Genomic DNA, 21,206 nt, shown 5'->3' on the forward strand with positions numbered 1-21,206 from the left:
TGATCTGGCCAATCATCTTGTCTAAAGTTAGCAAGTTTGATTTGGCACCAAAATACTATTTTTCAATTGAGCGATTCTTAACAATAGTTGGGAGTTTCGTGAGGATATGTGATCAGAAATCACAACTGCCACTCCAGCAATTGTACCCTGAAAATATTTCCGTTGCAATTTCTTTTTCGGATATCCCGAAAACAGCAGAGCCGCTTCCACTCATAGATGCATAGATGGCGCCTTTTTCATACAAACGCATTTTCAGTTTTTCTATTTCAGGATATTTCTTAAAAATAGTTTTTTCGAAATCATTCACGAGTACATCCTTCCACTTTTCGATCGGCATTTCAGTGATAATTTTTGCAGGAGAAATTTCACTCTTGCGCGGAGTCATGCCGGCATACGCTTCCGCCGTACTCACGTGCGCGGGAGGATGGACAATGACAATGAATTTTCCCCGTCCGACCGCTTCGCCCGGGCGGGCTTTCATAGAAAATTGAATTCCTTCGAGATCATCTCCTTTTCCCTGCGCAAATACCGGTTTATTGGTAACAAAAAAACTGCAATCCGATCCGAGTTGTTTTGCGTAATGATGCAATTCTCCCCACGACAAATTCAGATCATAAATTTCATTGAGCATTTTCAGAACAGAAACTGCATCGGAAGAACCGCCGCCTAATCCGGCCCCACTTGGAATATTTTTATGCAGATGAATTTTTACGGGAGGAATCCTATGATCTTTTTTCAACAACTCATACGCACGCATACAGAGATTTTCGTTCAACTTTCCTTCCACCGGGTTCCCCGTGATCTTCAGTTCGGTTGCTTTGGAAGGGGTGATCTCGATAATATCCTTCCACCCTACCGGATAGAAAACCGTCTCGATGTTGTGAAATCCGTCGGGGCGTTTTTCGACGATATTGAGGCCGAGATTTATTTTGGAGTTGGGGAAGGAGATCATTTCAATTCTGATGCAAAATTTATTTATGTTTTCTCTTGTAAACAAAAAGCACATCGCATAGCCCCTTTTGCTTATCAAAATAGAATTCGGCACTAGTTTGCCTTTTTAATAGAATCAATTCTTCATTGTTACATTCGTAAATTTCCATATCACTACACCAATTTGCGGTTTTGTATTTTAGACAATCGTTCCAGAATACAAAAAGTAATTTATTATCCTTTTCGACAATATTTCCCCCTTCAGCTGCTTCGCTTAGATTCATAATAAATTGGTTTGAATCAATTTCCAGATTTGTGGCAAAATAATTTTTCTCTTTTGAATGCTTTTTATTCAGGATCATTATGCAGTCGAATTCCCAACTACCCTGAATCAATTTCATAGTATCTGCTGAAGAAATATGGGTTTTGGAAACGGAAATGGTTCTGACCGAAAAACCCCCGAACAGAATCAAGCAAAACGAAACACAGAACATTCTGACCAACAACATAATTTCACTGAATATCTGATAAAAGCAGCTTTATTCCCCCCCGAAATATACCCATTTTCCCAATGATATTGTCGTATTCCACCCCTTCGTCGAAACAGTAACTTTCCAGTCCCAGTATTCTGTATTTTTGTCGCCAATCAATATTACTCCCGGAATGAACTATCTTGATTTTGAGAAACCACTCGAAGAGCTTGATGAGCTTCGTGAAAAAATAATCTCCACCGCCGAAAAAAGCAAAGTGGATGTTTCCAAATCACTCGCCGAGGTTGATGAAAAAATTCAACTGAAGCGCAAAGAATTATACAGCAATCTTACGCCATGGCAATGCGTGCAGGTATCGCGTCACCCCGATCGCCCGTACACGCTCGACTACATCAAAAGTTTATGCGGCGATACGTTCATCGAACTGCACGGCGACCGCACGGTGAAAGATGACAAAGCGATGGTGGGCGGATTCGGACAAGTGGATGGAGAAACCATCATGTTCATTGGCCAGCAGAAAGGAAGAAATACAAAGCTGCGCCAGTTTCATAATTTCGGAATGCCGAATCCCGAAGGATACCGCAAAGCATTGCGCCTGATGAAACTCGCTGAGAAATTCAACAAACCGATCGTCACGCTCATCGATACTCCCGGCGCTTATCCCGGAATCGAAGCGGAAGAGCGTGGACAAGGCGAAGCGATCGCGAGAAATCTTTTAGAAATGTCGAAGCTCACTGTTCCCGTCATCTGCATCATCATCGGTGAAGGCGCATCGGGCGGTGCATTGGGAATAGGTGTGGGTGATAAAGTGCTGATGCTGGAAAATTCCTGGTACTCGGTGATCTCTCCCGAAAACTGCTCGACCATTTTGTGGAGAAGTTCCAATGAAAAAGAAAAAGCTGCTGTTGCGATGAAACTCACTGCGAAAGATATGCTCGGACAACATCTTATTGACGGAGTGATCAAAGAACCTGTAGGTGGCGCACACGTGAACTGGGATGAAATTTTTGCAACAGTAAAAACAGAAATTCTGAAACAGGTGGCCGAACTGAAAATGCCGGATGCAAAAACGTTAGTAAAAAACCGCATCGAAAAATTCTGCGCGATGGGAGTTGTAATTGAGGAAGGATAGTTATTTGGCGGGAGGATTACGGATTTTCTACGGAGAATACAGATTACAGATTCAGACAGATTCTGGGTTAAGATTTTTGGCTATTGAGCCAACTATATTCGTTTAGTTGCGTCTGAATGTTAATGCTGAAGCGAATTATTCCATTTCTTCTGATTTTTCTGTTTTCCTGCACGCATTACAGGAAAACAAATATTGCATCAGCAAAAATTTATTTTGATTTCACTAATTCATGGAATCAACAGCCGGTCGTGAATGATTTCGGCGCATTTCCTAAGAAAATAAGACATGCTTTGAACAATTGTCACTACAAATACAGTAGTGATTCGACCGATGCATGCAGAAAAAAAATCGCTCGTTTTTATCAGGGCACATATTCACTTGATGGTTCAGTCGCCTGCATTATTTCTGATTATCCTTCTGATTCATTTCCAACCAACAGTGCTTTACTGCTGGGAATCGCCGGGGATTCTGTTCAAACTTTTTGCTTCCGAATTCCAGATTCCGTGAAAACAATTTCTGGAGCAATACCTTTCATGACCTGGAATAATGAACTGTTATTCGGCGGAGGTATTATGACAAAACACCAATCCGAAAAGTATGAGCGAAAATTGAAAAGAAAATATGCACAGAGCGAGAAAAGAGAAAAAAAATAAAATCCAAACTCCAAAATTAAATTGGGGCATCTCTAAAAACACAGAAATGCAAGGCGGGCAAGTCCGAAAAACCGGAATTTACTATTCGTAAATGAGGATTTTGAGGACGCAGCCCAACGCAGCAGTTCGAAGTTATTAGAGATGCCCATTGGAAATTTCTGAGCTAAGTATTGGTATAACTCAAAGCTCACCGATTGTACCACAAACTCAGATCAAGAATATTGGAAGAAGACGTATACGTGCGCAACAGCGCCGCGGTAGAAAAAGAATATTTTTTCAGCGCACTTCCTTCCGTCCAGAAAACAGCATCGTCGGGCTGATCGTATTCCACCAGCGAAGGATAGACGCCCGCTTTCCATGTGAGCAATCCTACAGGAGAATAAGTGAATTTATAAACAACGCTGTTGCTCATAGCGATCAGCAAAGTAGTGTTGTCGATCTGTGCAGCGCAGGTAATTGTTGCGCCGGCTGCAAGCGAAACCGGTTCCCAGAATCCATTGGAATTATAATCGTAAATAAAAAGATGCCCCTGCCCGGCCCAGTTTCCAAGTGTATAAATATTATCAGCGTCTTTTTCAAAAAAAGAAACCACATCGAGATTCATCGGTGATTCCTGCAATCCGACGCCGGAAGTATTATACACCACGATCTTCGAATCGAACGTAGTAACATTTCTCTGCTCGGTAAACACGCGCGAACCAACATTGAAAATTTTCAGTGCATAATAACCGGCATCCGTTGCACCCTGCGCTTTGGTAAGGCCGGTCTCGTCAAAACTCCTGATCATTCCTGAACCGGGCATCGTTACCCAATAGCGTTGGCCTGTTGAACAGATACCGCCCCACACCGGTGAAGCAGCGCCGGAAGAATAATAATTGAATGCATTTATTGTTCCCAATGAATAACCGTTTACATAACCCAGATCATTTCCTTCCACAACGGCCTGCTGCCAGTAAGAATTGACAAACATATCGGTGAAACCATAATAGAATCCGGAAATATTTGCCACGTTGATCATTGCAGTGTCAATGGAATTCACCTCGAAATAATTTGCAGAAGGCGAGATCACCACGCAAGCGCCTTTCAGTTTTCTCGGAACTTCGGTAACGTAAATATTCCGGAAAATCCTTTTCAGATTGGTTCCATCGCTCACTTCTATCACGAGATAATAAGTTCCGGATGTGAGACGGATTTCGCTGATCGGGTAATCGAATGAAATATCGGCACTCATTCCGGTGAGCGTTCCCGAAACTCCGGGAATCACAGAAATGTTATTCGCATCTTCGAGTTTCACATTGTAATTTGTGAGTTGCGTTTCATCGTGCGCCGTGAAGTGAACATGAATAGTATCGAACACATTGAATTGCTGCATGTCATAAGGAGTCACTACTGAAATATCCGGCGGCGCAGTGTCGGTATCTCTTTTACAAGTAGCAAAAAAAAGGCACAACAAAAAAAATGGTAATGCTCTTCGCATGAATCTAATTTACGAAAAACAAAAAGACCACTCACATCTGGAATATTCCATGATTTAACAGGTCAAACGCAATTGCTGATCTTTCATTGGTGAAAAATAGGTAGTGGCTCAGTTTGCTCTTTTCCGATTCAACTTCGCGCCGGAGCTTGCCCTGAAGAATTGAAGGACGGTTCCTAAACCATTCTTTTATTAAACCGCAAAGACGCTAAGGCACTAAGAATTTTCAAACTGACCCACTACCTGAAAATACCATCTTGTGTTCGCATCTTCTTCTTTGCTAATTTTGGCTCATGCCTATTCCAATTTATTTTCCGCATAAAGAAGAACACGTCAAAAAGCATTGTGCTAAATGAAAAAATTCCTCTTCTTCTACATTCTCCTCCTTCCGTTCTCCGAACTCATTGCGCAGATGCCGGAAACGGATATCTGGGTGTTCGATACGTATGGAGAAGCTGCATTAGGGACATTCACCAATGGAAAGAATATCACAAATCGCCCCGGCTATGATAATCAACCGTGGTTTTCCTCTGATGAAGAAAATATTTTCTGGACATCCGTTCGTGACAGTGGTGAAACGGATATTTATTGTCACAACTCCAACGGAACTTCACGCGTCACGAGTACTAACGTCAGCGAATATTCTCCGATGTTTATTCCGGGAACACATTTCATGACTGCTGTTGTGGTAGAACAAGATTCAACACAAAGATTATGGAGCTACGATGAAACAAAAGCAGATGTCGTTCATCCTAAAACAGAAATTCTTTTTCCCGATCTGAAAGGTGTTGCTTATTACAGATGGCTTGACGCTAACACCGTTTTCATTGCTGATCTTCCGGAACCGATGACACTTTACATTGGTTATCTGAACAGCGGGAAAACAATAAAAGTTGATGAGAGCATCGGCCGTTCTTTCGGTGTTTACGGTGATATTATGTTTTACACCAAAACAGATACCAGTGGCAATTGTTGGGTCACTGGATTGACAAATACGGGTGTACACAATGATTCTCTGGCTCCGGCGATCATACTTCCTAAGGGCAGTCAGGATTTTGCCATTGATAAAAACGGGCGGATCTTCTCAGCGCAAGGAACAAAACTCTACAGCACGATGTTCAATTCCGGAGTCTGGAAACTCGAACACGATTTCGCCACCAACGGATTACACAAGATCACCCGCATTGCTATTTCTCCCTATGGGGATCTCATTGCATTAACCGACAACCTCTGATCATGTACGAAAGCAAACACAAACCATTAGCGACAAAAAAAGAATTCACGAAGCGGCTCATAGGTAGTTTCATGCTTGCGATGCTGTTGCTTTTCATTTCGCTGATGATCGGCGTACTTGGTTATCATTTTTTCAATTCACTGGGTTGGGTTGATTCATTACTGAACGCGTCAATGATCTTAACCGGAATGGGGCCAATAGATCCGATGAAAAATGAAACAGCAAAAATTTTCGCTTCGTTCTACGCTATCTTCAGCGGTGTAGCTTTTCTCACAACAGTTGGCGTTCTCCTCGCTCCTGTCATTCACCGCGCCATGCATAAATTTCACGTGAAAGAATAAGTATGGAAATTGTTTTCGGAGAATTCATCATCAATGATTCAACAGAAAAAGTTGATATGAATTTTATTCATCATGAACTGTCGAACAGTTACTGGTGCAAAAATATTCCCCGTACTCTTTTAGAAAAAGCAATTCAAAGCGGAATCAACTTCAATGTTTATCAAGGAGAAAAACAAATTGCATTCGCGCGCGTGATCACAGACAAGGCGACGTATGCGTACCTGTGCGATGTGATCGTGAATGAAAATTACCGCGGAAAAGGAATCGGTAAGGCGATGATGAAATTCATCATAGATCATCCCGATCTGCAAGGATTACGAAGATTCACGCTCGCCACGCGCGATGCACACACGCTCTACACGCAATTCGGTTTTGAAGTGACGAAGAATCCGCAGAACATGATGGAAATTATCAGGAGAGATATTTATATGTAGGCAGTAGACAGTAGACAGAAGCGAAGAAGAAAAAAAAATCAAAAATCTAATCGATCCGCTGGCCGTAGAAATCTTTTGCTATCAGTTGCTCGAGTGTGAATCTTTCTCCTTTGTAAGTCACGGTGATCCACGCATCTTTAATTCCAAGGCGAATGCATTGCTGCCGGAAAATTTCTGCATCACGCACGGTATCGAAAGTTTTCATAGTGAAGCGAGTGAGTGTGTCGGGATAATCTTTAATAGTTGCCGGGCCGAATTTATCCAGTTGAGAATATTTGAAATTCTGCGGGTGATGATAAGCGCCGATCTGCACAGTGTAGGTCAATCCCGGGCGACAATAATTTCCTGCGAGCCCGAGAAATTTATGATAGACTGCTGTATCGTTGAGTGATTTATTTTTAAATGCGGTAAGATCGACGGGGTTGTTATTGCAGGGAAGATTATTGAAGAAATCCGGAACGGTTTTACGCTGGCCGAAATAGAAAACAGTGATAAGAGATTTTGCCGCAGTAGAATCGCTGCTGATAAGATTGTTCCTGAAATCTTCCGCTTCCTTCAGTGTTTTCCACGGGCCGAGATAATAGCGCACAGTTCCATCCGGGTATTGCTTGCGTTCTATTTTTCCATGCTTGGCGAAAAAAGTTGTGTCGTTCGGATTTTTTATTTCAAGTTTATATTCGAGTCCGTCGGCCTGGAATGTTCCGTAGTCATTCACAATTTTATCATAACCGTAATCGCTGCCAATAGTTGTATTGAGCGTTCCTTTTTTGCTCATCACAACGCGCGTATCCGTGCGCGGCGTGTAACCCGATCTTTTATAATCATTGCGGTAGTAAGAAGGAATAGTAGAACGTTTTCCATTCTTGTAAATCACCACTTCCGAATTTGATGCGATGGTGGAATCGTGTGAAGTCAATCGCGATCGGTAAAGCTCAGCGTCGATCAGATTTTTGAATGGCCCCACCGAATAACGCACGTATCCATCGGCGGTAACGGTTCGTGTGATCGGCCCCATATCAGCAACTTTTGATGAATCAAAATCTTTTGCGTTCTCATACGTGCCGAGTTCAACTACATAATTCATTGTAGAATCATAATCTGTTCCGTGTTTTTTCAGCACCTGTTTGTAAATGCGCTGTTCATACACCTGGTCATTCTGCTCTGCACGGATCTCTTTTAATTGCGTATCTATCTTTTTCTGCAACACATCATTTGAATCTTCAACTGCGGGAGTAACTGTTGTTCCCGAATCAGTTTTCATTGTGGTGAAATTGTAATCTTTATTCACCTGCACATACGTATCGAGCCCTTTCACATTCACATATTCGAAATAAGGATCAGCACCTTCTACTTCGATCGCAACTTTATAAGTATTTCCGGGTTTGAGGGCAATAAGATATTTTCCGCTCATTGAATTGGAATGATAATTTCCATACACTTTCCCAGTGGTAGAATCAGTGACGTTGATATTTGCATCAGTCGGCGCTCCGTCTTTCGTAACAAAACCAACAACAAGTGCGAGTATCGGCGGCTCTCCCTGGAATCCCGGACTCACCGTATAAATATCCTGCTGGCCATATCCGCCTTTCATATCTGAAGAATAATAACCCGTTGCTCCGTCAGCAGAAAGTGTGTAATATCTTTCGTTCGAAGGAGTATTCACCGGGTAACCGAGATTCACAGGATCTCCCCATTGGCCATCTTTGAAAGTGGAATAAAAAAGATCATACCCTCCCATACTGTTGTGTCCTTCGGAACTGAAAAATAAATTGATGCCATCAGGATGAATGAAAGGCGCATCATCATTGTAAGGCGTGTTGATAGTGGGTCCCATGTTGATCGCAGGCCCCCATGATCCGTCGCTCTGCTTATTGGAATAATAAATATCTCTTCCACCTAATCCGCCGGGACGATCAGAAGCGAAATACAGAATTTGCCCGTCACTGGAAAGCGAACAACTTCCTTCCCAATATTTATCGGTGTTGATGGTCGGCCCTAATCTTTCAGGCGTTGACCAATTATCACCGTTGAGTGTGCTCATGTAAATATCGCCGCCGTCTTTTGAATTGCTTTTAAAAATGAAAAGTATTTGCCCGTCATTCGACAACGCAATACTTGCATCGTGTCCTTTTGTGTTGATGTTATTACTGATCGGTTCCGGGTCGAGCCAGCGATCGCCCACGCGCATGGAATACATGATGTCTTCATAATAATCGCCGGTAGTATCTGATCTGAATTTTGCATCCTCGAGTCCGCCCGTACTTCTTTCCCCACGGTAAGTGAAAATAAGATTCGATTCATCAATAGAGATCACCGGAACATATTCTGAATTCGCAGTATTGATCGGGTCGCCGATATTTTTCAATTCCACATCGGCAGTATCCTGCATGAGTTTTTTTGCACTTTCGCAATAGCCGATATACTGGTTGAGTTCTTTTTTATCCTTGTCATTGAGTTCATCATTCTGCATGGAGAGATTGAATTCATTGATGGCGTCATCGAAACGATAATTCAGATGATAAGCACGGCCTAAATAATAATCAATCCGCGGTAATGTATTGTCCAGTTGTTTTGCAGATTCAAGATTGGTGATCGATTTTTCTTTTTCGTCTCCTTTGTACAGGTAACAAATTCCCAACTGGTAATGGAAATACGCATCATCAGTATGGGCGTCCGACAATAATTTGTAATACGGCAACGCGCGGAGATAATTTCCTTCTTCGTAAAAATATTCTGCGGTCTCCAGCCATTTTTCCTCTTTCTTCTCCGTCGCTTTATCTTTCTTCTGCGCCAATAAATGACTGGCACAGAAAACCAATGCAACGAGCAGAAATCGGAGCTTTCTCATAATCAGGCTAAATTGAACAAATCGGAATAGCGCGCTTATTAACAAATTCTCAACTTTTGAACACAAGAAAGTTAAGAAGGACTGACATTGTAGCAGTTTTTACGTTTTTTTCCACGGGATGTTACCTTTGAAAAAACATTTAAGATGAATTTTATTGATCCGAAAATTGAAGAATATTCCATTGAGAAAACTACAGCAGAAAGTGAATTACTCAGGCGGCTTTCCCGGGAAACACATCTGAAAACATACATGCCCCGAATGCTGTCGGGACATCTGCAGGGACGTTTGCTCAGCATGATCTCGAAAATGTGTAATCCTTCGCTTATCGTTGAAGTAGGAACGTTCACCGGTTATTCTGCGCTTTGCCTTGCGGAAGGATTGCCCGCAGAAGGAAAACTGATCACGATCGATATCAATGAAGAATTGAAACCATTAGTACAGCCATTTTTTGAAGGATCAATTCACGGAAAAAAAATAGAAATGCGTTATGGCAATGCGCTGACTATTCTCAAAGAGATCAAAGACCCGATCGATCTTGCGTTCATTGATGCTGACAAAGAAAATTATCCGGCTTACTGGGAAATTATTTTTCCAAAAATGAAAAGCGGCGGCATCATCATAGCCGATAACATGCTCTGGAGTGGAAAGGTCATTGATGAAAATGAAAAAGACATAGAAACGGAAGGCGTCAGAAAATTTGCAGCAATAGCGCTGAACGAAAAAAAAGCAGAACAGGTTTTACTTCCGGTGCGCGATGGTTTGCTCATCATCCGGAAAAAATGATCAGCGTTTTTTTTCCTGGAATTTTTTCGGCCCGTCTTTATACGGATCACCGGCAATCATTGAGATCAAACCCAGGAAAGGAATGATCCCGAGAAAAAGCATTGCAGCGCCGAGCAGGATAAGCAATGCGCTCGGCGCGAGAATTCCCACGACCAGTATTCCACCACCGTATCCCATCAGGAAAAGTCCGACGATGATCATGCCCAGAATAATAATTGCGGAATGGTCATTGGGCGGATCTCCCTTGCGAAAATTCTTTTTGAATGGAAAATTTTTTCTGAGCACGCCTGCATGCAGGAAAGAGGAAATTTTTTTTTCTCCGCGCATTAAATGAGAAATGGAATCGTTCCCGGAAAAACAGGCGGGCTTAGCCGGAAGTACAATTTCATTCGCGTATAAATTTTCATTTTGTGCGGCCACTAAAGCGGCTTGAGTATCCGGATCATTTTTTCTGATGGCTGCACATTTTTCTTCACTGGGAATGCCGTGAGCAGGAATTTTTTTCAGCGATGAATAGCGCTCGTGAAAAAAACTATTGCATCCCGTGGAAAGAATGATGATAGCCGATATGAAACTGATTTTTTTCACTTGGTGCCGGTTGTATTTTCCAATGGAGATCCGCCTTTGTCAAAATCAATTTTATTTCCGTAATTCTTCATTTGCCCGAGTGCCCATGTCATTCGATTAATAACAATTCCACTTGCAGCATCTGCTTTCATCCCGAGAGGATTAGGAAGTACCACGGCAAGCCGCGCCGCTTCGGCATTGGACAGAAGGGAAACATCCTTATGAAAAAAATGCTCTGCGGCCGACCCGCATCCGTAAATTCCGTTTCCGAATTCGATCGAATTCAGGTAAACTTCCATGATCCTTTTTTTGCCCCATAAAAATTCTATCAGCAGTGTGAACCATACTTCAAATCCTTTACGCACATACGTGCTGCTGGGCCAGAGAAAAACATTTTTCGCCGTTTGCTGACTGATAGTGCTGGCCCCTCGCGTTCTTCCGCCATCTTCTGCTTCCTTACTTGCGCGTTCTATTTCTTCGAGATCAAATCCGTGATGAAGAAGAAAACGCTGGTCTTCGCAACACACCACTGCAAGCTCGAGATTGTCCGGAATACTTTTGAACCCCACCCATTGATGATCGATCTTTTTTTCCTTTTCATTGTGCTGGCAAAGCCGGATGAACATGAGCGGTGTATAGGAAACGGGGAGCCATCGGAGAACCAGCACAAGCAGAAAACTGAACGTAATAAAAAATATTCCGGCGCGAATGAAAAACCGGAAAATCTTCAATGGGAATTGAGTCATAAACAAATTTACTTCGTTTCGGGCAGAAGTTTCCCCCACTTCATCCACAGTTATTAAACCATAGTGAATGAAAACCCACTCTTTTCGCAATGAAAATGTTCAATAAATCGTCCATTTACACATTGCCTGATAACCTGTTTTTTTCTATCTTGTCGCTGGCAAACCTGTGTATTGAACTCCAATGAAAAAAGGGCTACATTTCTTATCCTTATTTTCTTTCTTTTTGATTTTTCTGTTTTCCCCGCGTACGACACGCGCACAGGCGTCTGCATGTCCTGCAGTTGACGCCGGGCCTGATCAGAGTATCTGCTCCGGCCAATGTGTAAATCTCAATGCAAGTGTCCAGGGTTCTGTAGGAACAACTTCATACACGGTGAATCCTATTGCTTATAATCCATATCCGTACACTGGCGGAAATTCTGTACTCATCAATATTGATGATACCTGGTCCGGAACAATTGCTCTTCCATTCTGTTTTGAATTTTTCGGAAACACTTATAACTCGATCGTCATCGGTTCAAACGCAATCATCACTTTCGATCTTACTCAGGCGAGTGGTTATTGCCAATGGCCCATTGGCGCTGCGATTCCTTCGAATGCAGATCCGATGAACAGCATCATGTGTCCGTGGCACGATATTGATCCTTCAGTTGCTACTGCCAATTCCGCCACCGATGTTAACTGGCAGGTTTATGGTTCTGCTCCTTGTCGCGAATTTGTGGTGAGCTGGAATGATGTTGCGATGTATCAATGCAACAACCTCATCGCTACTTCTGAAGTTGTGCTTCACGAAACTACCAACATCATCGATGTCTATTGCCAGGATAAACCGGTTTGCACAACCTGGAATGGAGGAGCAGCAATAGAAGGAATACAGAACGCAACAGGTACAAATGCATTTTTTGTTCCGGGAAGAAATTATCCTACACAATGGACCGCGACTAATGACGGACAACGATTTATGCCGGCGGGCGCACCGAATTATTCTGTTTCGTGGACAGGACCAAGCGGTGTGATCGGAACAACGAACACTGTGAACGTGTGTCCGACTGCAACTACTACTTACACTGCAACTGTTACCAACACAAGTTGCTCCGGTCCTATTGTTGTCAATGACCAGATCACGATCAATGTTTCGAATTCATTAACTGCAACAACATCCACAACGGCATCTTCGTGTGCTTCCAATACAGGATCGGCAACAGTTGTTCCTTCTGGCGGATCCGGAACTTACACTTACAATTGGACTCCTTCAGGTGGAACAAATGCCACAGCAATTAATCTTGCTTCCGGAAATTACACTTGTGTGATCACTGATGCAAATACAGGTTGCGCAACTACTGTAACACTCACTGTTCCGAATACAGGAAATCTAACCGCGACTTCTTCTTCCGCATCGCCAACATGCACTGGAGGAAATAATGGAAATGCATCCGTCACCGCAAGTGGTGGTTCCGGAGTTTACACTTACAGTTGGGCACCTTCCGGCGGAAATGGAGCAACTGCAACCAATCTTTCTTCCGGAACTTATACCTGCACAATCACCGACAGTAATGGCTGCACAAATCTACAGGTGGTTAATGTAACTCAACCTCCTCCCATTACTGCAACAAGTACGCAAACAAATGTTTTGTGTAATGGTGGAAATAACGGAAGTACTACTATCAGTCCGTTCGGAGGAACACCATCATACAATTATTCATGGGCACCGACTGGAGGAACAAATGCAACAGCTTCAGGTCTTACAGCAGGCACTTATACTTGCATGATCACTGATGCGAACGGATGTTCCGGTACTGCCACAGTAACAATTACAGAACCCAATATTCTTGCTGCTACGATTACGGTCGTCAATGCGGGCTGTTCTTCCAATGGATCAGCGACCGCAAATCCTTCCGGAGGAACTATGCCTTATTCTTACAGCTGGTCGAGCGGTGGCAATGCACAAACAGAAAATAATCTCGTTCAGGGAACCTACACGTGCACGATCACGGATGCCAATGGTTGTACTACAACACAAACCTGTTCTGTTACGAATCCTACAGGTGTTACAGCAACTTCCACTTTTACCGATGTTCAGTGTTTCGGGAATAATAACGGAAGTGCCTCGGTAACCGCTTCCGGCGGAACAGGAATTTATTCTTACAGCTGGGCTCCATTCGGTGGAAATGCAGCAACGGCTTCCGGACTACCGGGCGGTAGTTATACTTGTACTATCACTGACAGCAACGGATGTTCAACCGTGCAGATCGTGACGATCTCGGAACCCGCTCAACTGATCACCAGCACGAGTGCAGTTCCCGTGAGTTGTTTTGGCTGGAGTGATGGTTCGGGAACGCTGAATGTTTCCGGCGGAACCCCGGCGTATACTTTCAACTGGGCTCCATCAGGAGGAACAGGCCAAACTGCGAACAGCCTGCCTGCCGGGAACTATACCGTAACGGTGACCGATGCGAATGGTTGTATTTCAACACAACCGCTTTCGATCACGCAGCCGACACAGATCGCGGTGAATACTTCCGGCAATTCTGTTTGTTACGGTGTGAATTCTGTTATTACTTCAGGTGCATCCGGTGGAACCGGCCCTTACTTTTACACCTGGTCACCCGGCGGACAAACGACTCAGAATATCAATGTGAATCTCATCAGCACCACGTCCTACACTGTGACGGTTACTGACTTGAACGGATGCACAGCAACAGGCACTGTTACTGCAACGGTGAATCCTCTTCCGCTTGCAACGATCAGTTCGAATGCAACCAACGGTGTTTTTCAATTGACCGGATCGTCGGGACAATTATGTTTCACCGGGAATTCCGGCGTGGTCAGCTGGAACTGGTTACTCGGAACATCTGATACTTCTTCTTCGCAGAATCCCTGCATTACCATAACATCAGGTAACATCGGAAGTTATTGTGCGCAACTCATTGTCGAAAATTCATTTGGTTGTACCGATACAACAAACACCTGCATCGAGATCACTAATTCATCTTACAGCATTCCGAATGTATTCACACCGAATGGTGACGGCAACAACGACCTGTTCGTGATAACCAATACTGGAATGCAATCGTTACAGTGCTCCATTTATAACCGATGGGGCGAACTTATTTACCAATGGAATTCCACCTCCGGTGGTTGGGATGGAAAAACAAAAAATGGTTCGCCGGCAAGCGACGGTGTTTATTATTTCACTGCACGACTCACTGATTATTCTGAAAAAGTATATGATGAAAGTGGATTCATTCATCTCATCAAAGACAATTAAGATCATGTTCACAATCCCAATTTAATCGACCATGAAAAAATTTTACAACACTTTAATTCTTCTTGCGGGTATTTTTCTGGCCGCTGAGATCCCTGCACAGGTGCAAACTTCTACCGGATGTCCAGGCGTTCCCGGTGCATGCGGTTATCATCATACGAATAACAATAATGCAAATCACTCCGGCCCGAACCAAACTCCGCAGGATGGTAATGGTTCTCTCGGAAGTATTTATTCAAATACCGAATGTGGATTGAATTTTACAACTGCATCTCAACGACTCGGACAACGGTTTTCTCCAGCGGGAATTGCTCAACCTGCGCCATTCGTTATCTCCGGAATTCCTGCTTGTGCAACAATTGATAAAGCTTTTTTGTGGGCTGAAGGTTCCGGAAATGGTGCCGCTCAAACAGCAACAGTCAACGGCCCGCTAGGAAGTGCAAATTATCCGATGACGATTTCCGGTGCGGGTCCGGATAAATGCTGGGGCTATGTGGGATCCTATACTTACCGTGCAGATATCTCTGCATCTGTAAACGGAAACGGAACATACAACGTCAGTGGTTTGTGGACAAGTCTCACTTCCGGTTCTGCAAATGATATGGACGGAGCAACACTCATGATCATTTATTCTGATCCTACTCAAACTTACCAGGGAAATATTTACATCAGCGATGGTGCAATCATTATCGGAGGAGGAGCCACTTCTTCTACGCTCACTTATCCTGCAGTTTGCGGAACTGCTTCCAATGTAATTGCATTCGGAGGATTCGGTGATATTCAGATGGCAGTGAATTCTCTTGACCTGAATGGAACACCAGATCCGATAACCTGGAACTGGTGGAATTTCGAACAGGTGAATAGTACACTCGCTGTAGGGCAAACCTCATCACTCTACGACATTTCTACTGGCGGTGATTGTTACAATTTCTGTATCGCCGGATTATATTTTCAAACGAGTTGTAGTACATGTACGCCTTCTGCATCTTCTATTACTGCAACGGGAAGTTCTACTGCAGCAACATGTTCTGCTTGCGATGGAACCGCAACTGTTACACCATCACCGGCAGGATCCTATACTTACTCCTGGACACCCGGTGGACAAACTACGCAAACAGCAACAGGATTATGTCCCGGATCATATACCGTTACTGTTACAGGAACATGTGCAACTGCAACTCAAGTTGTGACTGTCACCAGCAATGGGAATTTATCCGGCAGTGCAGCAGTTACAAATATTCCTTGCGCGAATGGAAATAATGGGTCCATCACTGTTACACCATCCGGAGGAACCGGACCTTATACTTATGCATGGACACCCAACGTAGGAAGTGGCGCAACTGTGGGTGGACTCGCGGCGGGAACGTATACTTGCACAGTCACCGATGCAAACGGGTGCACCTTTAACCAAGTGAGTATGATCACGCAACCTGCGGCTCTCAGTTCAACTTCTTCCAACACATCTCCTGCTTGTAACGGCCAGGCAACAGGAACTGCAAGTGTTACTGTGAGCGGCGGAACACCCGCCTACACGTACTCGTGGTCACCGAGCGGCGGATCGGGCGCGGGCGCAATCAATCTTCCTGCCGGAAATTATTCCGTAACAGTGGTCGATGCGAATGGTTGTGTTATAACACAAACCCTGGCCATTACAGAACCGCCTGCACTCACATTATCCATGACTGCTGTTCCTGCGGGATGCAATGGACAGGGAAGTGCAACAGCAACTGTAGGTGGCGGAACACCCGGTTACACCTACTCCTGGTCATCTGGCGGAACTGCTGCTACAGAACCGAACCTGAATCCCGGAACTTATACCGTTACCATCACAGATGCGAATGGCTGCACGATCATTGATTCTGCTACCATTACCAGTTCAACACCTATCACTATTGCTGCATCACAAACTGATCTCTCCTGTTTCGCTGGCAATAACGGCAGCGCCACTGCTACTCCATCAGGCGGAACAGGTCCTTACACTTATTCCTGGTCACCATCAGGAGGAAATGCGCAAACAGCGAATAATCTCGCCGCCGGCCAGTATACATGTACGATCACTGATGCAGCAGGTTGTACTGCAACACAAACCTTCACTATCACATCACCTACTGCGTTGAACACTACTGCAACTTCAGTGAATGAAAGTTGCTTCGGCCAATCGATCGGATCGGGAACTGTGAATGTTTCCGGCGGAACAGGCCCATACGTATATGCATGGACTCCATCGGGAGGAAATGCGGCTACTGCCAGCAATCTTGCTGCCGGAACCTACACAGTAACAGCATCAGATGCCAATGGTTGTATTATAACACAAACCGTTCAGGTAACACAGCCAACACTCCTAACCGTGGCGATGACACCCGATTCTTCCTGCGCCGGCGGACCGGTCACTCTCAATTCATCTGGTGGAGGGGGAACAGGACCCTATACTTATTCCTGGTCGAACGGCGCGAATACGGCATCAACAACATTCAATCTTTTAGCTTCAACTACGCTGACAGTAATTGTAACAGATGCGAACGGGTGTACTACAACTGGAATTGCAAGCGCATCACTTCTCCCCTCACCGGTTGCAGCTTTCACAGTGAATGATATCAACGGATATTTCATTTTAGGTTCTGGTGATCTTTGTCCGACAGATATTACCAATGGTTCGGTGGCTTGGTCATGGAATTTCAATGGTACTGGCTCTTCGAATATTCAGAATCCATGCGTGACGCTGACTCCCGGCGATACCGGTTCTTACTGCATCACACTGACCACTTCAAACGTATATGGATGCCTTGACACCACAAACACCTGCATCGAGATCACGAACATTTCTTATTTCATCCCGAACGTTTTCACACCGAATGCTGATGGCACGAATGATATTTTCACGATCACGAATGAAGGAATGAAATCACTGCGCTGTGAAATTTACAATCGCTGGGGGGAGTTGATCTACGAATGGGATTCTACTTCCGGTGGATGGGATGGAAAAACGAAGAACGGATCCCTGGCAAGCGATGGCGTTTATTATTACACAGCTCACCTCGTTGATTACACAGATAAAATCTATGACGAGAGCGGCTTCCTTCACCTGATAAAAGACAAACAATAAATTCTCAAAAAAAACAGAACCAAATAATTCCGCGATGAAATATTTTTCCAGATTAATTCTGAGTTACGTTTTAGTTTTTTCTGCAATTGCAGTTAAAGCACAGCACGCAACCAACTGTCCTGGTGTACCCGGAGCATGTGGCTACAATGCAACCAATTCTACTGCAAGAAGCAGTGGCCACCAGAATACGCAGGATGGAAACAACACGCTTGGAAATACTTTCATGCTTTCCAAATGCGGATTGAATTATATTTCTATTTCGCAGCGACTCGGCCAACGATTTACACCGATCGGAATTCCGCAACCAGCTCCTTACACTATCAGCGGATTACAAACCTGCGATACCATTGAAAAAGCTTACCTGTACGTGGAAGGTTCCGGAACTGGCGCTGCGCAAACAGTAACGATACAACCTCCTGCCGGTGGCCCACAGAATTTTCCATTGACAGTTATCGGTAGCGGCCCCGACAAATGCTGGGGATACCAGGGAACTTACACTTATCGCGCAGATGTTACTTCTATCATCAGCGGAAACGGAACTTATAATCTCAGCAACGTATTTACAAATCCACCGACTGCAGGAGAAGATATGGATGGTGCAACGCTCATCGTGATCTACAGTAATCGTACACAACCGTGGCAGGGAACTCTCGTCATTGATGACGGATGTATTGAAGTGAGTGGAGGAGTTGCAAATTACAATATGAATTTTCCGCCAGTATGTGGTGCAACAACAAATGCAACTGCTTTCATCTGCGTTGGCGATATTCAATTCTCGGTAACATCGCTGACCATGAACGGAACGCCTGCAACATTTGCATGGGACTGGTGGAATTATGTTTCAGTTCCAACCACCGTTAACGCTGCGCAAACTACTTCCAATTTTAATCTCAACACCGGTGGAGATTGTTTCAATCTTTGCGTTGCAGGGTTGTATTGGCAGACAACCACATGTTCTGTTTGTCCGAGCGGAAGCAATCTTATTTCGCTCAGCGCAAGTTCAAATCCGGCGACGTGCGGAAACTGCGATGGATCTGCAACGATCACTCCTACTCCTGCGGGATCTTACACGTACAGTTGGTCACCGAGTGGCGGCAGCGCTGCTACAGCAACTAATCTTTGTTCCGGAACTTACACGGTAACTGTTGGTGGAGGATGTATTGCTTCAACACAAACTGTTTCTGTTGGAAATTCCGCGAATCTTTCTGCAACTGCTGCTGTGAATAGTGTAACATGTTTTGGTAACAACGATGGAACAGCAACTGTTACACCAACGGGAGGAACTGGTCCTTACACTTACAATTGGTCACCATCAGGTGGAAACGGCCCTACTGCTTCCGGACTTTCTCCTGGAACTTACACTTGTGTTGTTACTGATGCAACACCATGCACATACAATGAAGTTGTGGTGATCACACAACCTCCATCGATGGCTTTGACTTTCACTTCAACATCACCGGTGTGCAACGGACAATCAACAGGCACTGCAATTGTTTACACGAGTGGCGGAAATCCGACATACAATTATCTCTGGAGTCCTGCCGGAGGAACGAATGATACAGCAACAGGATTAGCTGCCGGAACTTACACCGTGAATGTGACCGATGCAAATGGATGCAGCGCTTCTCAAACTTTTACGCTTACAGATCCTCCGGTGCTTCTGAATACCATGACCACTTTCCCTGTTGGATGTACGGGTCCAGGAAGTGCAACTGCAAATCCGAGTGGAGGAAGTTCGCCTTACACTTATTTGTGGACCGATGGAAGTACGAGTGCAACTGATCTCAATCTTTCTGTTGGAACTTATACCGTAACAATTACTGATGCGAATGGATGTTCGATCATTGACACTGCTGTGATCACTTCTGTAAATCCGATTTCCATTGCATCAAGCCAAACCAATATTACATGCAACGGAAATTTTGACGGAACAGCAACTGCAATTCCTTCCGGAGGAACCGGCCCATACACTTTCTTCTGGTCTCCAACGGGAGGAAATAACCAGACCGCAACGAATCTTGCAGCCGGACAATACACGTGTACAATAACGGATGCTAACGGGTGTAATGCCACGCAGATATTTATGATCATAGAACCTCCCGCCATAACGTCGACGCTAAATGTTTTAAATGTGAGTTGTTTCGGTAATGCGGATGGTTCAGCTTCAATGGTCGTCAATGGCGGATCACCACCGTACAGTTACACATGGTCGCCGAGCGGAGGGCCCGGGCCAACTTCGAATGGATTGCCTGCAGGATCATACACAGTGACTGCAACCGATACGAGTGGTTGTGCTGCAATACAAACCTTCCAGGTGACGCAGCCAACACAACTTAACGTGACGATGACACCGGATTCCATTTGTCCCGGTGGAAATGCAACAGTGACTGCGAATGCAAATGGCGGCGTGGGTCCGTATTTCTATTCGTGGGCCGATGGTGGAAACGGATCATCACATTCGGTGAATCCTGTTGTTTCGACTACTTATACAGTTTCTGTAACGGATGCTAATGGTTGCATACAAACCGGAACTGCATCAGTGATCTTGAATTCTCCACCTATAGTTTCATTCACAACGAATGCAGTGAATGGAGTTTTCTCGCTCAGTGCAGGGAATCTCTGCGTGACCGATAATACAACAGGCGCTGTGCAGTGGTCGTGGAATTTCAATAATACAGATACATCCACTTCACAGAATCCGTGCATGGCGCTAACTGCTTCAAATGTCGGATCGTATTGCATTGCATTGACAGCGACAAATGCAGCAGGATGTACATCGAGCGACAGTACGTGCATTGAAGTGACGAATGTTTCTTACTCGATCCCGAATGTGTTCACCCCAAATGGCGACGGCAATAATGATCTCTGGTTCATCACGAATTCAGGAATGAAAACTGTGCATGTGGATATCTATGATCGCTGGGGCGCGCTCGTGTATGTGTGGGAAGGGCCTACCGGTGGATGGAACGGAATGGCGAAGAATGGAAAAGAAGCAACAGACGGTGTTTATTATTTCACTGCTCACATGATAGATGATACCGATAAGATCTACAATGAAAAAGGATTTATTCATCTGATCAGGGGAAATTAAGATTGGAATATTTTTCCGGAAGAGATCCTGTTCGCAAGACTTCTTTTTTTTTAAGTTTATTCCATTCGCCGTGGTGGAAATTGTCATGCCGTTTTTATTCTGTAAGTTCAAATC

15 protein-coding genes are annotated in these 21,206 nt (G+C 44.4%); 9 read left to right on the forward strand and 6 right to left on the reverse strand.

The genetic code is table 11. From position 1 onward, the window contains the following. Positions 1-112: 112 nt before the first annotated feature. Positions 113-952 carry a 4-(cytidine 5'-diphospho)-2-C-methyl-D-erythritol kinase gene (locus HY064_00930; protein ID MBI3509196.1) on the reverse strand — a complete coding sequence of 280 codons (840 nt, stop codon included), beginning with the start codon at positions 950-952 and terminating at the stop codon, positions 113-115. Between the two features lie 19 nt (positions 953-971). Next, on the reverse strand, positions 972-1,331 hold the full coding sequence (locus HY064_00935) for a hypothetical protein (GenBank protein ID MBI3509197.1): 360 nt from the start codon (positions 1,329-1,331) through the stop codon (positions 972-974). A 262-nt stretch (positions 1,332-1,593) separates the two neighbouring features. On the opposite strand from HY064_00935, the gene HY064_00940 reads away from it, so the two are divergent. Beyond that, positions 1,594-2,553: an acetyl-CoA carboxylase carboxyltransferase subunit alpha gene (locus tag HY064_00940; GenBank protein ID MBI3509198.1), complete on the forward strand. Its 960-nt coding sequence runs from the start codon at positions 1,594-1,596 to the stop codon at positions 2,551-2,553. 248 nt (positions 2,554-2,801) lie between these two features. Next, entirely contained in the window at positions 2,802-3,206 is a 405-nt protein-coding gene (locus HY064_00945) for a hypothetical protein (protein MBI3509199.1), read from the forward strand. 187 nt (positions 3,207-3,393) lie between these two features. Here HY064_00945 and HY064_00950 read toward each other — a convergent pair whose 3' ends face one another. After that, positions 3,394-4,683: a hypothetical protein gene (locus HY064_00950; protein MBI3509200.1), complete on the reverse strand. Its 1,290-nt coding sequence runs from the start codon at positions 4,681-4,683 to the stop codon at positions 3,394-3,396. A gap of 349 nt (positions 4,684-5,032) precedes the next feature. Between HY064_00950 and HY064_00955 the strand changes: the two genes are divergently transcribed. The 3 genes from HY064_00955 to HY064_00965 are packed head-to-tail and all read left to right on the forward strand — an operon-like array spanning position 5,033 to position 6,689. Beyond that, positions 5,033-5,914 carry a PD40 domain-containing protein gene (locus HY064_00955; protein ID MBI3509201.1) on the forward strand — a complete coding sequence of 294 codons (882 nt, stop codon included), beginning with the start codon at positions 5,033-5,035 and terminating at the stop codon, positions 5,912-5,914. Positions 5,915-5,916: 2 nt separating this feature from the next. After that, positions 5,917-6,255: a hypothetical protein gene (locus HY064_00960; GenBank protein ID MBI3509202.1), complete on the forward strand. Its 339-nt coding sequence runs from the start codon at positions 5,917-5,919 to the stop codon at positions 6,253-6,255. 2 nt (positions 6,256-6,257) lie between these two features. Beyond that, complete coding sequence (locus HY064_00965) at positions 6,258-6,689, forward strand: GNAT family N-acetyltransferase (GenBank protein MBI3509203.1); 432 nt, start codon at positions 6,258-6,260, stop codon at positions 6,687-6,689. A 46-nt stretch (positions 6,690-6,735) separates the two neighbouring features. On the opposite strand, the gene HY064_00970 is transcribed toward HY064_00965, so the two are convergent. Further along, positions 6,736-9,537 carry a PD40 domain-containing protein gene (locus HY064_00970; protein MBI3509204.1) on the reverse strand — a complete coding sequence of 934 codons (2,802 nt, stop codon included), beginning with the start codon at positions 9,535-9,537 and terminating at the stop codon, positions 6,736-6,738. Positions 9,538-9,681: 144 nt separating this feature from the next. Between HY064_00970 and HY064_00975 the strand changes: the two genes are divergently transcribed. After that, the gene (locus HY064_00975) at positions 9,682-10,320 is read left to right on the forward strand and encodes an O-methyltransferase (GenBank protein MBI3509205.1); all 639 of its coding nucleotides are present in this window, start codon (positions 9,682-9,684) and stop codon (positions 10,318-10,320) included. Here HY064_00975 and HY064_00980 read toward each other — a convergent pair whose 3' ends face one another. Next, positions 10,321-10,908, reverse strand: a complete 588-nt coding sequence (locus tag HY064_00980) for a hypothetical protein (protein MBI3509206.1) — start codon at positions 10,906-10,908, stop codon at positions 10,321-10,323. Beyond that, positions 10,905-11,633 carry a monofunctional biosynthetic peptidoglycan transglycosylase gene (gene mtgA / locus HY064_00985; GenBank protein ID MBI3509207.1) on the reverse strand — a complete coding sequence of 243 codons (729 nt, stop codon included), beginning with the start codon at positions 11,631-11,633 and terminating at the stop codon, positions 10,905-10,907. Before mtgA ends, HY064_00980 begins: the two co-directional genes overlap by 4 nt. Positions 11,634-11,814: 181 nt before the next feature. On the opposite strand from mtgA, the gene HY064_00990 reads away from it, so the two are divergent. The 3 genes from HY064_00990 to HY064_01000 are packed head-to-tail and all read left to right on the forward strand — an operon-like array spanning position 11,815 to position 21,092. Then, positions 11,815-14,901, forward strand: coding sequence for a gliding motility-associated C-terminal domain-containing protein (locus HY064_00990; protein ID MBI3509208.1), 3,087 nt, complete (start codon positions 11,815-11,817; stop codon positions 14,899-14,901). 31 nt (positions 14,902-14,932) lie between these two features. Then, positions 14,933-18,001: a gliding motility-associated C-terminal domain-containing protein gene (locus HY064_00995; protein ID MBI3509209.1), complete on the forward strand. Its 3,069-nt coding sequence runs from the start codon at positions 14,933-14,935 to the stop codon at positions 17,999-18,001. Between the two features lie 34 nt (positions 18,002-18,035). Continuing rightward, positions 18,036-21,092 carry a gliding motility-associated C-terminal domain-containing protein gene (locus HY064_01000; protein ID MBI3509210.1) on the forward strand — a complete coding sequence of 1,019 codons (3,057 nt, stop codon included), beginning with the start codon at positions 18,036-18,038 and terminating at the stop codon, positions 21,090-21,092. Positions 21,093-21,206 lie beyond the last annotated feature (114 nt).

The sequence above is a fragment of the Bacteroidota bacterium genome (genome assembly GCA_016194975.1).
Lineage (GTDB): Bacteria > Bacteroidota > Bacteroidia > Palsa-965 > Palsa-965.